Raw genomic sequence first — 13,263 nt, 5'->3', positions numbered from 1 at the left:
GTGTGCAAGCCATGAGCGATACCCCGCATTTCCCGCTGTCGGCCGTGGTCGGCGCCGACGACCTGAAACTGGCGCTGTGCCTGACGGCGATTGACCCGAAGATCGGCGGCGTGCTGATCGAGGGCCCACGGGGCATGGCCAAGTCGACCCTGGCCCGTGGGCTGGCGGATCTGTTGGCCAGCGGGCTGTTCGTCACCTTGCCCCTGGGGGCGACGGAAGAGCGGCTGGTGGGCACCCTTGATCTGGACGCGGCCTTGGGCGAAGGCCGGGCGCAGTTTTCCCCCGGCGTGCTGGCGAAGGCCGACGGCGGGGTGCTCTATGTCGATGAGGTCAACCTGCTGCCCGATCATCTGGTGGACCTGTTGCTGGACGTCGCCGCCAGTGGCGTCAATCGGGTGGAGCGTGATGGTATTTCCCATCGGCACTCGGCGCGGTTCGTATTGATCGGTACCATGAACCCGGAGGAGGGCGAGTTGCGTCCGCAACTGCTGGACCGTTTCGGCCTCAACGTGGCTCTCAGCGGCCAGCCGCGGCCGAGCGAACGGGGGCAGATCATCCGTCGACGCCTGGACTTTGATAGCGACCCGCAAGGTTTCTGCGAGCAGTGGGCGCCGGCGCAGGAGGCCTTGCGCGAGCGCTGCCGCCAGGCCCGGGCACGCCTGCCGGAGATCGCCCTGGATGACCGGGCCCTGGAGGCGATTACCGAACGCTGCTTTGCGGCGGGTGTCGACGGCATGCGCGCCGACCTGGTGTGGTTTCGTGCTGCCCGGGCTCATGCGGCCTGGCGCGGTGCCGGGCAGATCGCCCCGGAGGATATCGAGGCGGTGGCCGAGTTTGCCTTGCGCCATCGTCGTCGCGAAGGTGTGCCGCCAACCTCGGCACCGGCCTCGAATCCGGGGGCGGCGCCCCAGTCGGCAAGCGAACCCGGCGAGGGCCAGGGGCAATGGGGTGAGCTGCCGGCCCAGGCCTTGCCGGTGGGGGCGCGCCGGGAAATTCCGAGCTGGCCAAAAAAGCCCCAGGCATCCGCCCTCGACTGAAACCGGGGGCGGATGCCAGGCCTCGGTCAGGTCGTTTGTCCGCTGGGCGTCAAGGCGTCAGCAGGGCTGGTGATAGCGGTGCGATCAGTTGGGTGGAAACCTTGCTGGCCGGGCGCCCGCGTCTGCGCAAGGACCTGCGCTTTCGTCCGCGCAGCCGCTCGCCCCATGAACTGTGGCTGGTGATTGTCGATGCCTCGGCCTCGACCCGCCGGCACCATGCGTTGAGTGAGGCCAAGGGCTTGCTGGCGCAGGTGTTTGACGATGCTTATCGGCAGCGGGCGCGCCTGGCGTTGATGACCGCCAGCGGTGATCGGCCCAAGTGGCAGCTTCAGGGTTTGAAAGCTTCGAGTGATTTACGCGGTTGGCTGGAGGACTTGGGAGCAGGGGGCGGAACGCCTTTGCAGGCGGCGCTGGCGCAAGCGGCGGATTGGTTGGCCAAGCGGCAGAAACGCTTGGTGGCTGAACAGCAGCGGGTGCTGTTGCTGACGGATGGGCGTTTGAAAGCCTGGTCGGGCTTGCCGGTCTTTGACTGCCAGGCGTTGCTGGTGGATCTGGAAAAAGGTCCGATCCGCCTGGGACGTGCCGTGCGGTTGGCGGCGGAACTGGGCGCGCAGTATCGGCATATCGACGAGCTTTCGACACCCTGAAAGACACTGCGATCGTGCGGGAGAACGCGGTCAACTGTAGGAGCAGAGCTTGCTCGCGAACCGCTGCAAGCGGCCATACACCTTGGAGCTACGGTGCCTATGAATCCGCCTTCGCGAGCAAGCTCTGCTCCGACAAGGTTTTGCGTGTTCTCTGGAGCGCTATCAGGCCGACAATGTCCACGGCTGCAGGTCGTAGCCTTTCTGGCTCAACTCCGCACGGGCCTGTTGCAGCAGGCTGACCAACTGCTCGGAGTCGGAGTAGGCGCTGCAAGGAATCTGCTGGCGACCGATGCTGTTGTTGGTCCGGTCGATCACGGTCAGGCTCAGTTCGCCTTTGTCTTGTGCCACCCAGGCAACACATTGGAATGGCTTGAGGGCCTGGCCGGCCATCAGAAGTGCTTCGTTCATACGGAGCGGGGCGTTCATGGGTTTTCTCTCAAGTATGCCCAAACAATTTCGCTGGACCGTCGGTTTGGGCTCACCGTTTCGGTCGGTTACTTGTACTGATGTCCGATCGCGGGCATCAGGTCACACAAGTCATAAAGTTTTTTTCACTTTCTTTCATATACTCAGTTCAAGCCCCGGTATGGCCATGTCCGCTCCGCCAAACCAGTAGCGGTGGCCCGAAGGCTCTGGCTTGCAGCTTTCCGGATCTATGGCTTATGCATCGGCAAAGTTATAACCAAACGGTACAAGCCTGCGTCAAGTTCTTGCTAGTGTTACAGGCAGGTTTGCCAACTGCTTGTTTCTAATAAATATTTAAAACTCTGGCGCCAAGGATCAGTCATGCAAGAAGCGGTTCCGCTCAGACGCCTGCTGGTGGTTGATCCCTGCGATGATTGTCATCGCCTGTTACCTGGCTTGCGCACCGTCGGCTGGGATGTCGACAGTTGCAATCTGGACGCCGCCCTCGACCGTTCCTGCGATGTCGGTCTGTTGCGTCTGCAACCGTTTCATCTCGAACGCCCTGAAGCGGTCAAGGACCTGATCAGCCGCAGCGGCACCGAGTGGATCGCGGTCCTCAGCCAGGAAGTGCTGCGTTTGCAGAACGTCGGTGACTTCGTATGCGAGTGGTTCTTCGATTTCCATACTTTGCCCTTCGATGTTTCCCGCGTACAGGTGACATTAGGTCGCGCCTTCGGCATGGCGCGCTTGCGCGGCCAGGGTTCGATCCATGTCGACCAGCCGGAGCACGAGTTGCTCGGCGACAGCCGGCCGATCCGCGAGCTGCGCAAGCTGCTGGGCAAACTGGCGCCCACCGAGTCGCCGGTGTTGATCCGTGGGGAAAGCGGGACCGGCAAGGAGCTGGTGGCGCGCACCCTGCACCGGCAGTCCCAGCGGCATGCCAAGCCGTTCGTGGCGATCAATTGCGGGGCGATTCCGGAGCACCTGATCCAGTCCGAGCTGTTCGGCCATGAGAAAGGCGCCTTTACCGGGGCGCACCAGCGCAAGGTCGGGCGCATCGAAGCGGCCAACGGCGGCACCTTGTTTCTCGATGAAATCGGCGACTTGCCCCTGGAGTTGCAGGCCAATCTGTTGCGTTTCCTCCAGGAAAAGCACATCGAGCGAGTCGGTGGCAGCCAGCCCATCGCGGTGGATGTACGGGTGCTGGCGGCGACCCATGTCGATCTGGAAGCCGCCATCGGCAGCGGGCGTTTCCGCGAGGACCTCTATTATCGGCTCAACGTCTTGCAAGTGATGACGGCGCCACTGCGCGAACGGCATGGTGATGTGGCGATGCTGGCCAACCATTTTTCCCATTTCTACAGCCAGGAAACCGGGCGCCGGCCGCGTAGTTTCAGTGAAGAGGCCTTGGTCGCCCTGGGCAATCATGCCTGGCCGGGCAATGTCCGCGAGCTGGCCAATCGGGTCAGGCGCGGGCTGGTGCTGGCCGAGGGGCGGCAGATCGAGGCCCGGGACCTGGGTTTGAACAGCCTGCCGTGCGACAGCGCCCCCATGGGCACCCTGGAAGACTATGTGCACCGTGCCGAGCACCAGGCACTGTGCGATGTGTTGAACCGGCACAGCGACAATATGAGCGTGGCCGCCCGGGTGCTGGGGGTGTCACGTCCGACTTTCTATCGATTGCTGCACAAGCACCAGATCCGCTAGGGTGCGGTGAGCGAAACGAAAAGGCCCGCAGCGTTTGCACGTTGCGGGCCTTTTCCATGGGGCGGCGTCAGAAGTAGTAGGGGAATTTCACGCTGAAGGAGAAGTCCGGCGCGTCGGGGGTCATGCCCAGGGACAGCATGGGTACGATGGTGAGGTTCGGCGAAGCGGCAATGGTCATGCCGATGTTGAAGAACCCCGAGTTGGCATCGCTGCCGATCACGTTCTGCCAGCTCTGACCGCTCTGCTGGAGCTTGCTCCTGCTTTGCACCAGGTCCGAGAACGAGAAGGACATGCTCATCTTCTCGTTCAGGGCGAAGGCTACGCCGGCGCCGATCTGGAAGCTGTCGCCGAGCTGGACCTTGCCGGGAACGACCACACCCTGTTGTGCACTGATATCGTTGAACGATTGCTCGAAGTTGTGAGTGTAGGCCAAGGTGCCGAACAGTACGGCCGGGTCAAAGGTTTTGACCAGCGAGATGCCGGGTGTGACGGACCAGACACCGTTGCCGGTCGGCAAGCTTTGCGGATAAGTCAGGCTGTTGCTTTGAGACGAGGTGAGGAACTTGATGCCATACGGATCCTTGCCGGTAGGCGCCTTGATCCGGAAGCTGAAGACGGCATCCGGCCAGTTCTCCGACTCGTCGAGGAACTTGTAGGCCACTCCGAAGTTGACGTCGCCCAAGGCCGGGTCCTGTCTCACCGTTTGCTCGACGGTGGTGCCGGCCGCGCCACCGTTGCCGCCCCCGGCTTGATAGACCGAGTCCCGGTAGACAATCGGGGCGTTTATGTCGAACTGCCATCGGTTGTCGAGGTTATAACGGCCGGTCAGGTCGAGCGTCCAGGTATCGGACTTGATCCGATCCAGGTTGATATTGCCGAGGAAGATCGAGTCCAGGGCCAGAAAGCCATTGAGAAACAGCTGTCGGGTATCGTAGTGCGAATAGGTAATCCCGGTCTCGACACTGAACTTGCCATTGCCAAAGAAGCCGCTGGCCTCGTTGTACAGGTCGGACACACTCTGGGCTGGCGCCGAATCATCCTTGAGCGACTGGCCATAAGAGGCGCCGGACGTGCTGGCCGCTGAGCCTGGAGCGTTGGCGCCGGCCGCCGCCACCGTTTGCCCCTTTTTCAGGTCCGCCGGGGATTTGACCAGGCGTTTGGGCGGTGGCGGTGCCGGCTGATCTTCGACCTGACGAACCCGTTGTTCCAGTACCGACAACGCTTGCTGCTGTTGTACGTAGCGTTGTTTCAGCTCCTGGAGTTCCTGTTTCAGGGCCTCTACCTCGGGGTCAGTTGCTGCTTGCAGCATCGTCGCCGGGAAGAGCGCACCCACACATACCGCCATGCGTAGAGAGAGCGATAGAGACATGAGATAAGTCGTCCTTTTCTGACATCCAATGGTCGAAAATGAGCGTAGTTCAGAATCCCATACTGCGTAGTCCCTTGAGTTGAGTCAGGCTGCAATCCAGTGCTCCCACGGTAGGCATGTTGTTCTGCAACACCACATTGAGTTGGGTCATGCTGTTGACCAGGTTGTTGCCACCCAGCAGGGTAGTGGACTGCAGCACACCGCCCTGGGCGATCTGTTGCAGCGCGTTGCCCTGATTGTTGTTGGCCAGTATCTGCATTTTCACGCCGCTGGCCGCGGCAGAGACGGTGACGCTGCCGGCGGCGCCGAGACCGGTGATGCTGCCACCACTGGTGAGCACCTGGCCCATTTGCTGAGGACTGCTCGGGACCTGGTTGGCTTCGCTGACATTGATCGCCACGTTGTTGCTGGCGCCGTTGCCGTCACCGGCGGCACGCACCACCTGGGTCACTCCCGCCGAGGCGTTCAGGCCGGCACCGCCGATCACCGTGCCGGTGCCCTGGGTGGGGGCCGACCCGTTGCCCTGGGTGCTGAAGGTGGTGACGTAGAACTGCGGCTTGACAGTCGATTGCTGGATCTGCAGGGAAGTGGCCGCGCCGATGGTGTCGCCCTGGGCGTTGGTCCAACTGCTTTGCATAACGATCCCGAAGCTGATGATGCGTCCTGGCATGACGTAGCGACCACGCAGTTCGGACATCTCTGAATCTTTCAGTTCGATAGGCTTGAAGGGCAGGGTTGCGTGTGCCGGCAGGCAGGTGAGTGCCAGGCAACTGACCATCAACCAGTGTGAGTTTTTCATGTGCTGCTCCCGGAGCATCCTGCCCCTTTATTTTTAGTTCACCTTAGAAGAAGTCGCTCTGGATAAAGCCGAAATCCATCAGTTCCGCGTCTTGGACCGGGTGGAAGGTGTCCAGCTTGTTCTTGGCCGTCAGCGGGGCCGGTGGGTCGAGCAAGGCGTTGCTCTTGTCGTAGCCGGGACCGATGATGGCGAAGATGATGCCGTTCCAGCCTTTCTGGAAGTCGGCCTTGCTGTAGCGCTTGTGGCCCAGTACCGGGTCGCCGATATAGACCCAGTCCTTGTCGGCGCGCTGCATCACCACGAAATGCTTGTAGCCGCGGATCTCCATCATCACCACGACCGGAATGGTCACGCTGGGCAGGCTGTCGGCGGGAATCTTGTAGCCCCTGGCGCGCATGCCGATGCTTTCGATGTAGCGCTTCATGTCCAGCATGGAGAAGCCTTGCTTCTTGACCAGCTCCTGGTCGGAGGTGGTCAGCATGCCTTTGATGATCTGTTCTTCGTTGACGTCCAGCCAGTAGGCCTGGCGCAACAAGGTGGCGAGTGCGGCGGCACCACAACTGAAGTCGGTCTTCTGCTCGACCAGGTCGGAAAAACGCCGTTCGCGAATGCTTTGTACGTGCTTGTAGAAAACCACTGCACCCGGCAGGCCGGGCACGGCCATGGTCGCGGCCTGAATAGGGATGGAGAGAAAAAGCGCGAGGGCAAGGGCGATAGTACGCATGGTCATACGCCTCTCAGAGCTGAAAAAAGAGCCCCGTTTCCGGGGCTCTCAGTACTGTTGCCACTACATGCAGGCGCGGCAGCCTGCTGCGATGGACAGGGTGTTGCCTTGTTGGTTGCCGACACCGGCCGCCACGTTGGCACCCACATTGCCCGAGGCATTGTTGAGCGAGTTGTTGATGCTGGCGTTGTTGACCACTGGCATGGTCCAGCCGTTAGGTGTCATCACTTGATAAGTGGCGACGCCATTCAGGTCGATAGTCCCCATCTCGGTACCTTTGATGGTTTCTTTCCCTTTGCCGTTGTCACCGCCACCCCAGCCGTCATTGCCATAACCGCCTTTGCCGCTGCTTTCGGTGCCTGAGAAGGTCCCTTTGTAGCTGCCATCAATATCGATAGTGGCTTTGAGGGTGGTGACTTTGTAGGCTTGAACCGCGGCGTTGGCCACTTGCAGGCCGTTGGAGTTCTGGGTAGCCGCGCCGGTTGCCGACGCGACACGACCGCCGGATACGGCGATGGCCAGGTCGTTTTTCTGTTGGTTGAAGTTGCCGGCGGCGACGTTGACACCCATGTTGCCGGAGCCGTTGTTACCAGAGTTGTTCAATGACCCATTGTTCTGGGTGGATTGGTTCAGGACCGTGTTGTTGTGGTTGGTTTGGGTCAAGGTGGTGCTGGAAACGGCGCTGCCGAAGATAAAGCTTTCGTCGGCGGTGGCCAGCGCGGCTTCGTTGAGCTGCTGGTTGCCATCGCCGGCCGCGGCGTTGGCGCCCATGTTGCCGCTGGCACTGTTCAACGAGCCGTTGATGCTGCCGTTGTTCTGGGTGCCTTGGTTGACGACGGAGTTGCCGTGGCTGTCCTGGGTGTCATTCACCGAGGCGGTGGCGCCTGCGGTGATTTGCAGCAGGGTTGCCAGGTCCGGGCCTTTGTCATGGTCATGATGACGACGACCGTGTCCTTCATCACCGCCTGCCTGAGCGGCCATTGCCATGATGGCGGCCAGAGCGAAGACCAGTGGTTTGAGAGCCATTGTAGGTTTCATGGTGTGTATCTCCGTGCTTATTAGTTGAGTTAAGTGTTGGTACTTTCTAATGGGCACTGCACGGGTCAATCAGCGACCCGGATACTGAGGGTGTTGGCCATACGGTTGCCCACCCCCGCGCTCTGGCTCACCTGAATCACGCCCCGGCTGCCGGTGAAGGCCTGGTCGCTGGTAACGACCTGGCGACTGCCGGAGGGTGTGGATGAGTCCGAGTTCGGTGACAGCGCCACGTTCTGTTGGGACAGGACGCTGTCGTCGATGCTTTGCGGCGCGGCACTGATGCTGATCCGCACGGCATTGATCATCTGGTTGTTGGCACCGGCGGATTGGTTGACCCCAACCATGCCGTTGCCGTTACTGAAAGAGTTGCCCTGGATGGCCGCCTTGGCGTCGATTGCCGTACTGGCCCCGCTGGTGATTTTCTGGTTCAGCGAGGTCGTGGCACTGGCGTTGGTGCCGACCGCGATGGCGCGGCTGTTGAGCTGTTGCTGCTGGTCGCCGGCGGCCTGGTTGACCATCACGTTGCCGTTGTATTGCTGGCTACTGTTGTTGATCGTGGCGCTGTCGATAACCGGGCTACCGGAGTCGGCCAGTACGCCGGCGCTACTGAACAGGGCGAGAAGAAACAGTGAATGGCGCATGTCATTGCCCCTTGCCGATGGCGCCGAGGGCGTTCATACCCGCCGACAGCCCATGGTTGATCGTGTTGGCGATGCTGGCGCCATTGCCGCCGCCGTGTCCGGCGGTCATCCCTGGCAAGCCATTGGGGTTGTTCAGGCCCGGCATGCTGGCGGTATGGTTGTCGATCAGTTGGCTGATGGAGCCGCCGGTGCTGATGCCGGCGATATCGCCATCGCTCAGTTCCTTGCCGGTGGCCGAGGTGATCACGGCGGAAGGGTTGGCGTTGACCGTGGTGGGGTTGGGATCAGGTTGTAGGGCCGGGCGGCCATAACTCTGTGGTTGCACGGTACGATCAAGGACAATCACTCCGTTGCCCCCGGCCTGGGCCGTGAGGCAGAGCATCGAACTGATCGCGCAACTGATCAGCACGGTGCGGGTAAAGCCGGTAGTGAAAGTCCCCATGACGGCATTCCTTCTTCAGTACGCTGGCCCTAGCCTGGCGTTTGAGAGGGAAAGAGCAGAAGCTGTGCCGCTTTTTGTTTTTCCTTTTAAAACAATGGGTTGTTTTGGAAGGCAAATGAATCGCGTGAAAGCTGTTTCACGGATGAGACAGTATCGAGGGGGGCAGACGGGGAGATTTCGGCGCAACGCGGTAATACGGGCCTTTCAGGGGAGGTGTATCAGGGGCTTAACACTTGGGGCATTGCCGTGCCTGAACCGTTGATTTTGAGGCTTCGTCTGTGTACCGGGTGTTTCAGAAATGGACACTGATCCCGATTTTCCTAGGGTTTTCGGCGTTTTCAGGCACTTTCAAGCAGCCGGGCGACGGCCGCGAAGGCCTGCTCGCGACGTGCCTGCCAATCGCCATCAATCACTGTGACTGTTTGTCCATGCCGCGTCAGCCAATCCAGGCTGGCGGCGAAAAAGGTCTGGCGTTCACCCAGCTCCGGTTGGCAGCGCTGGCCATCGTCGGTCCAGCCCACGCCTTCGGGACGCAGTAACAGGTGCAGGTCATAGTGGCGCGCCTGCAGGGCCTGTTCGACCCACGCCGGGCATTCGCCGAACAGGGTCCGGCTCCAGAGCAGATTGCTCAGCAAGTGGGTGTCGAGAATCAGCAGCTTGGGGGCCTGCGCGCGAGCCGCATCCTCCCAATCAAGCTGCCCGCGGGCGATGGCCGGGATATCCTCCAGGCAAGTATCACGCAGGTTGCACTCGATGAAATAACGCACGTATTCGCCCACCACCAGGCCACCGAAATGGGCTTGCAGTTCGGCGGACAGCCAGCTTTTACCACTGGATTCAGGCCCCGCCAGGACAATGACCTTCATGGGCGCGGGCATGGGAATTCCTTGGGCTCGAAAAAAGGAGGGCGATTGTACCCTCCCGCTCTCAGACCTTGAACTGCTTGAGCAAGGTATTGAGTTGCTGGCTCAGGTTCTTGAGCTTTTCACTGTCGACACTCGATTGCTCGGCCGCCAGGGCCGTGCTGTGGGACAGGCCCGCCGCGTCGGTGACGTTCTGGTTGATCTCCTCCACCACATGGGACTGCTCGAGGGTGGCGCTGGCAATCGAGGCATTGAGCCCATTGAGGTTACGCAGGGCCTGGCCGATGGCGTTCAGGCTCTCACCGGCCAGGCCGGCCTGCTCGATGGTCAGTTGCGAGGCACGGCTGCTGTCGCCGATGACTTTCACCGCGGCTTCGGAATGACCTTGCAGGCGTTCGATCATCGACTGGATCTCCGCCGTGGACTTCTGGGTGCGCTGGGCCAGCAGGCGCACTTCATCGGCGACCACGGCAAAGCCGCGACCCTGTTCACCGGCCCGGGCGGCTTCGATGGCGGCGTTCAGGGCCAGCAGGTTGGTCTGTTCGGCAATCGAGCGAATCACTTCCAGGACGCTGCCGATCTGCGTGCTTTCGGCCGCCAGGGTGCGGATCACCTCCACCGCCTGGTCGATGGTGGCGGAGAGTGAATCGATCTGTTGCAGGCTGTTGTCGATATTCAGTTGGCCCTGGCGCGCCTGGGCTTCGGCATCACGCATCTCGCTGGCGGCCTGCTCGGCATTCTTGGCCACGTCCTGCACGCCATAGGTGACTTCGTTGATCGCCGTCGCCACCATTTCCATCTGTTGCGATTGCTGCTGGCTGCGGGCCTGGGCCTGGGTGGCGTTGCTGCCCAGGTCGCTGGAGGACTGGCCGAGTGCCGTCGCCGAGTCCTGGAGCTGGCCGACCACGCTGCGCAGCTTGCTGGTAAACCCGTTGAAATGGCGGGCCAGTTGCGTCACTTCATCCTGCCCGTGGGTATCGAGGCTGTGGGTCAGGTCGCTTTCACCGCTGGCGATATTGGCCATGGCATTCACGGTTTCCTGCAGGGGGCGCACGATGCTGCGGGCAATCATCGTCACCAGCAACGCCATGATCAGCGCAATCCCCAGGCCGATCAGCGACGCTCGCCAGACCTGGCCGTAGAACTCGTCCTGCAGGTCGTCGACGTACACGCCCGAGCCGATGATCCAGCCCCAGGGTTCGAAGAGCTGGACATAGGAGGTTTTCTGTACCGGGGCGCTGGCGCCCGGTTTCGGCCAGCGATAGTTGATCATCCCTGCGCCCTTGGCTTTGGTCAGGGTGACCATCTCGTTGAACAGGGCGTAGCCGTCCGGGTCCTTGACCCCCGACAGGTCCTGGCCTTCAAGCTTGGGGTTGGCCGGGTGCATGATCATCACCGGGCGCAGGTCGTTGATCCAGAAATAGTCGGTCTGGTTGTAGCGCAGGCCGCGGATCACGCTCAAAGCCTGCTTCTGCGCGGCGTCGCGGCTGAGGGTGCCGGCGGTTTCCAGGTCGTGGTAGTAGTTGAGGATGCCACTGGCGACCTGGACCACGTGCTGGGTCTTCTGCGCCTTGCCCTGGTACAGGTCGTCATGGATCTGCTGGAGCATCAACAGGCCCAGGGTCAGCAGCATCGCCATGGCGACGATGAGGATGAGCCACAACCGCCGACTGATCGACACATTTCGCAAACTATTCATGAGGACACCGCTCCTTGTTTCTTCTTGTTGTGATCATCGCCAATCTGCATCCAAACAGGTTTTATCGCTCCTGCCCAGCAGGCTTTTGGCTACTTTCCTGGCAGCCACAAACAGACGTGTCTGATAGGATCTCGGCCCGAAACTGACAAACCTGAGTTGATGTTTGATTTTTCAGGCATTTTTTACGCTTTGACGACAAGCGGTGCGGCACGCTGTGTACCTGTTGTCATGGGCAGATGATCGAACGTCGAATTTTTCAAGTGCCGCGCGGGGTGTGCGGCAGCATGGGGGAATAATGGATCTGTGGACCGCCGTACAGGCAGTGATTCTGGGTATTGTCGAGGGTTTGACGGAGTTCTTGCCGATCTCCAGCACCGGGCACCAGATTATCGTCGCGGACCTGCTGAATTTCGGTGGGGAACGGGCGATTGCCTTCAATATCATCATCCAGCTCGGGGCGATCCTGGCGGTTGTCTGGGAGTTTCGTCACAAGGTGTTCTCGGTGGTCCGGGACCTGCCGACGCAGCGCAATGCCCAGCGCTTTACCCTCAACCTGCTGGTGGCGTTCCTGCCGGCGGTGGTGCTGGGGGTGTTGTTCAAGGAGGTTATCGCCACCTATCTGTTCAACCCGATCACCGTCGCCGCCGCGCTGGTGGTGGGCGGCTTGATCATCCTCTGGGCCGAGCGCCGCCAGCACGTGGTGCATGCCGAGACGGTGGATGAGATCACCTGGAAAGATGCCCTGAAGGTCGGCTTCGCCCAATGCCTGGCGATGATCCCCGGCACCTCGCGTTCCGGCGCGACGATTATCGGCGGCTTGCTGTTCGGGCTGTCGCGCAAGACCGCCACCGAGTTTTCGTTCTTCCTGGCGATGCCGACCATGGTCGCCGCCGCGGTGTATTCCGGCTACGGTTTCCGCCATCAGTTCCAGATGGTGGACTTGCCGGTGATTGCCCTGGGTTTCGTGACTTCCTTTATCTTCGCGATGATCGCCGTGCGCGGCTTGCTGAAGTTCATCGCCAGCCATACCTACGTGGCGTTCGCCTGGTACCGGATTGTCTTCGGCCTGGTGATCCTGGCCACCTGGCAGTTCGGCTGGGTCGACTGGTCGAGCCACGGATGAGGGCGCCACGTAGCCAGGAACTTGGCCACCAGGCCAGCGGCCGGGTCCGGCATCTCAAGCTCAAGCTGGCGGCGCTGCTGGTGCTCTGCGTATTACCTGGATTTGGCGCGCTGAAGATGTGGCTCGGTGGTGGCTCCCCGGCGCCGCTGTGGGCTTACGGACTGGTCAGCCTGCTGGCGTTTTTTCTCTACTGGAGCGACAAGCGCAAGGCCCGTGACGAAACCTGGCGTACACCGGAGAAGGTCCTCCACGCCATCGAGCTGCTGGGCGGCTGGCCGGGGGCGCTGATCGCCCAGCAGGTGTTTCGGCACAAGACCCGCAAAGTCTCGTTTCAGCTGGTGTTCTGGTTGATCGTGCTATTGCACCAGGTGTTCTGGATCGACTACCTGTTCCTCAGCGCCAGCCTGGTGCACCTGTCGTTTCTATAACAGCAGGCCGACCTGGACGCGCTTGGGCAGTTTTGCCACCACCAGTTGATGGGAATGCTGGATCAACCCTTGCAGTTCGTCACGGCCCAGCGGGTAGGGCGCGTCCATGATGATCCAGTGGGCCCTGGCCAGATACGGCGCGGGCCCGATTCCCGGGCGGTCGACATGACCGAGGAACAGCTCCTTGTCGACCTTGAAGGCCAGGGAGTCGCCGCGCAGCCCTTGCACGGCGAACATCTTGTTGCCTGCAATGGAAAATACCCGCACGCCGCCCCATTTGTAGTCTTCCCGCGCCCCGGGCAGCGTCAGGCAGAACTGCGCGACGTCTTCCCGGCTCAAGT

General features: G+C 61.3%; 15 protein-coding genes. 5 read left to right on the top strand and 10 right to left on the bottom strand.

Annotated features, from left to right (window positions below; translation table 11 throughout):
* Positions 1–11: 11 nt before the first annotated feature.
* Positions 12–1,037, top strand: coding sequence for an ATP-binding protein (locus HX830_RS04660; RefSeq protein WP_177099111.1), 1,026 nt, complete (start codon positions 12–14; stop codon positions 1,035–1,037).
* Between the two features lie 35 nt (positions 1,038–1,072).
* On the top strand, positions 1,073–1,684 hold the full coding sequence (locus HX830_RS04655; protein WP_177099110.1) for a vWA domain-containing protein: 612 nt from the start codon (positions 1,073–1,075) through the stop codon (positions 1,682–1,684).
* A 162-nt stretch (positions 1,685–1,846) separates the two neighbouring features.
* Here HX830_RS04655 and HX830_RS04650 read toward each other — a convergent pair whose 3' ends face one another.
* On the bottom strand, positions 1,847–2,110 hold the full coding sequence (locus tag HX830_RS04650) for a hypothetical protein (protein ID WP_100943402.1): 264 nt from the start codon (positions 2,108–2,110) through the stop codon (positions 1,847–1,849).
* A 360-nt stretch (positions 2,111–2,470) separates the two neighbouring features.
* On the opposite strand from HX830_RS04650, the gene HX830_RS04645 reads away from it, so the two are divergent.
* Entirely contained in the window at positions 2,471–3,796 is a 1,326-nt protein-coding gene (locus tag HX830_RS04645; RefSeq protein ID WP_152739680.1) for a sigma-54 dependent transcriptional regulator, read from the top strand.
* A 67-nt stretch (positions 3,797–3,863) separates the two neighbouring features.
* On the opposite strand, the gene HX830_RS04640 is transcribed toward HX830_RS04645, so the two are convergent.
* The 8 genes from HX830_RS04640 to HX830_RS04605 form a co-directional block, all read right to left on the bottom strand.
* Entirely contained in the window at positions 3,864–5,165 is a 1,302-nt protein-coding gene (locus HX830_RS04640; RefSeq protein ID WP_177099109.1) for a hypothetical protein, read from the bottom strand.
* A gap of 49 nt (positions 5,166–5,214) precedes the next feature.
* Positions 5,215–5,964: a hypothetical protein gene (locus HX830_RS04635; RefSeq protein WP_152739682.1), complete on the bottom strand. Its 750-nt coding sequence runs from the start codon at positions 5,962–5,964 to the stop codon at positions 5,215–5,217.
* Between the two features lie 43 nt (positions 5,965–6,007).
* Entirely contained in the window at positions 6,008–6,688 is a 681-nt protein-coding gene (locus HX830_RS04630) for a C39 family peptidase (protein ID WP_152739683.1), read from the bottom strand.
* Between the two features lie 63 nt (positions 6,689–6,751).
* A complete protein-coding gene (locus tag HX830_RS04625) occupies positions 6,752–7,726 on the bottom strand; it encodes a heme utilization protein (RefSeq protein WP_152739684.1) in 975 nt (324 codons plus the stop codon).
* Between the two features lie 65 nt (positions 7,727–7,791).
* Entirely contained in the window at positions 7,792–8,367 is a 576-nt protein-coding gene (locus HX830_RS04620) for an adhesin (protein ID WP_152739685.1), read from the bottom strand.
* Position 8,368: 1 nt separating this feature from the next.
* Positions 8,369–8,809 carry a hypothetical protein gene (locus HX830_RS04615; RefSeq protein WP_152739686.1) on the bottom strand — a complete coding sequence of 147 codons (441 nt, stop codon included), beginning with the start codon at positions 8,807–8,809 and terminating at the stop codon, positions 8,369–8,371.
* Positions 8,810–9,147: 338 nt separating this feature from the next.
* On the bottom strand, positions 9,148–9,675 hold the full coding sequence (locus HX830_RS04610; protein ID WP_177099247.1) for an AAA family ATPase: 528 nt from the start codon (positions 9,673–9,675) through the stop codon (positions 9,148–9,150).
* A 61-nt stretch (positions 9,676–9,736) separates the two neighbouring features.
* Positions 9,737–11,371, bottom strand: a complete 1,635-nt coding sequence (locus HX830_RS04605) for a methyl-accepting chemotaxis protein (protein ID WP_177099108.1) — start codon at positions 11,369–11,371, stop codon at positions 9,737–9,739.
* 295 nt (positions 11,372–11,666) lie between these two features.
* On the opposite strand from HX830_RS04605, the gene HX830_RS04600 reads away from it, so the two are divergent.
* Complete coding sequence (locus HX830_RS04600) at positions 11,667–12,494, top strand: undecaprenyl-diphosphate phosphatase (RefSeq protein WP_177099107.1); 828 nt, start codon at positions 11,667–11,669, stop codon at positions 12,492–12,494.
* Positions 12,491–12,922 (top strand): DUF1294 domain-containing protein, encoded by a 432-nt coding sequence (locus HX830_RS04595; RefSeq protein ID WP_152739689.1) that lies wholly within the window; start codon positions 12,491–12,493, stop codon positions 12,920–12,922. The genes HX830_RS04600 and HX830_RS04595 overlap by 4 nt, the downstream gene beginning before the upstream one ends.
* Here HX830_RS04595 and HX830_RS04590 read toward each other — a convergent pair.
* The gene (locus tag HX830_RS04590) at positions 12,917–13,261 is read right to left on the bottom strand and encodes an MmcQ/YjbR family DNA-binding protein (RefSeq protein ID WP_218171194.1); all 345 of its coding nucleotides are present in this window, start codon (positions 13,259–13,261) and stop codon (positions 12,917–12,919) included. The two genes, HX830_RS04595 and HX830_RS04590, sit on opposite strands and share 6 nt — an antisense overlap.
* Between the last annotated feature and the right edge of the window lie 2 nt (positions 13,262–13,263).

The organism is Pseudomonas gingeri (genome assembly GCF_013385425.1).
In the GTDB taxonomy this organism is placed as follows: Bacteria; Pseudomonadota; Gammaproteobacteria; order Pseudomonadales; family Pseudomonadaceae; genus Aquipseudomonas; species Aquipseudomonas gingeri_D.
The sequence above is the reverse complement of the archived record's forward strand: the minus strand, read 5'-3'. Positions and strand labels throughout refer to the sequence as shown.

Coding starts and splice junctions, on each gene's coding strand:
- HX830_RS04660 (WP_177099111.1), top strand. CDS start 12: ATGAGCGATACCCCGCATTTCCCGCTGTCGGCCGTGGTCGGCGCCGAC.
- HX830_RS04650 (WP_100943402.1), bottom strand. CDS start 2,110: ATGAACGCCCCGCTCCGTATGAACGAAGCACTTCTGATGGCCGGCCAG.
- HX830_RS04645 (WP_152739680.1), top strand. CDS start 2,471: ATGCAAGAAGCGGTTCCGCTCAGACGCCTGCTGGTGGTTGATCCCTGC.
- HX830_RS04640 (WP_177099109.1), bottom strand. CDS start 5,165: ATGTCTCTATCGCTCTCTCTACGCATGGCGGTATGTGTGGGTGCGCTC.
- HX830_RS04635 (WP_152739682.1), bottom strand. CDS start 5,964: ATGAAAAACTCACACTGGTTGATGGTCAGTTGCCTGGCACTCACCTGC.
- HX830_RS04630 (WP_152739683.1), bottom strand. CDS start 6,688: ATGCGTACTATCGCCCTTGCCCTCGCGCTTTTTCTCTCCATCCCTATT.
- HX830_RS04625 (WP_152739684.1), bottom strand. CDS start 7,726: ATGAAACCTACAATGGCTCTCAAACCACTGGTCTTCGCTCTGGCCGCC.
- HX830_RS04620 (WP_152739685.1), bottom strand. CDS start 8,367: ATGCGCCATTCACTGTTTCTTCTCGCCCTGTTCAGTAGCGCCGGCGTA.
- HX830_RS04615 (WP_152739686.1), bottom strand. CDS start 8,809: ATGGGGACTTTCACTACCGGCTTTACCCGCACCGTGCTGATCAGTTGC.
- HX830_RS04610 (WP_177099247.1), bottom strand. CDS start 9,675: ATGAAGGTCATTGTCCTGGCGGGGCCTGAATCCAGTGGTAAAAGCTGG.
- HX830_RS04605 (WP_177099108.1), bottom strand. CDS start 11,371: ATGAATAGTTTGCGAAATGTGTCGATCAGTCGGCGGTTGTGGCTCATC.
- HX830_RS04600 (WP_177099107.1), top strand. CDS start 11,667: ATGGATCTGTGGACCGCCGTACAGGCAGTGATTCTGGGTATTGTCGAG.
- HX830_RS04595 (WP_152739689.1), top strand. CDS start 12,491: ATGAGGGCGCCACGTAGCCAGGAACTTGGCCACCAGGCCAGCGGCCGG.